At 50.9% G+C, this 1,004-nt stretch carries 1 protein-coding gene; it reads right to left on the reverse strand.

What is annotated here, in order from left to right:
- Positions 1–139: 139 nt before the first annotated feature.
- Positions 140–625: a hypothetical protein gene (locus K309_RS0135185; protein WP_029050508.1), complete on the reverse strand. Its 486-nt coding sequence runs from the start codon at positions 623–625 to the stop codon at positions 140–142.
- Positions 626–1,004 lie beyond the last annotated feature (379 nt).

Consider the following 1,004-nt stretch of genomic DNA (forward strand, 5'->3'; position numbering starts at 1 on the left):
ACACTACGCAACTTCGTCAGAAGTTAACAGAGCCAGCGTTTCAGCCGTTGCGCGTAAACGTCAGCCCAACCGACCCCGGATTTATGCAACAACGCACCTGAACATATAAAAAGGATAAGGTGACTCATATCGGTTGGCGTTATCTCAATGGCGAACGAGCGAGCAAGGAATCAACGATATCTAAACCGATGCTGTTGTTGGCGTCCAGGCAGCGAAGTTTGTTCATCAGTTGGAGCGACATGGCATGCTCGCCAAGCCGTATACTAAATAACGTCTGGGCTTTTAGGGTAAAGAGCCAGAAGCGAGCAGGGCCTGAAATAGTGAAGTCAGCGTCGCCGGGCCATACTGCACGCCAATCAATGTTGATAGACGCCTGGCGCGCAGCAGCCACTAGGGCTTTGCCTGCGACTTCCTGCGCTTTTCGAAGCTCGCCGCGGCTTGCTTGTAACTTATACAGGATATAGTACGGTGGCAAGCAAGTGGGGAAGGAAAGAACTTTCGTCCATAAGATGACTTCCGCATCGTCATTTCCCCCCTCCGGAATTGTATTAATCAACTGCATGGCCGGGGGAGTGGCAGTGCTGCCAAAAAATTCGGCTAATTCGATATCGGTAATGAGGTTCATTCCTCTCTCCTGCAAGGTGGGGCTCCGGATGACTTTTTTGCTTCCTAGCTGATGCGATGACCGCCGGAATGGAAACAATGAATTGGGCGCACGTACATCATAAAGAAGCAGTCCTACAGAAGGCCACTTGGCTTAACGTCTCAGACGGTAGGCAGCATTCAGCTTAGCAAAACGCGGAAAAACTCGATGCAGTGACGCCCGACTCCCGGATTGTGAATAATGACGCCCCCCGGCCTCGCGGGGGGAAGCCTCATCGATTGCGCGGTGAGTACTTCAGCAGCCTGTTAGTCTTACTGTGTCATAAAAAATAGTGCATTATATGGACTTCTTCATTAAAGGTGGAAGTGCATGAGCACACGTGACCGATTTGCGGATTACA

It is taken from the genome of Cupriavidus phytohabitans, from assembly GCF_000426345.1.
Classification (GTDB): Bacteria; Pseudomonadota; Gammaproteobacteria; order Burkholderiales; family Burkholderiaceae; genus Cupriavidus.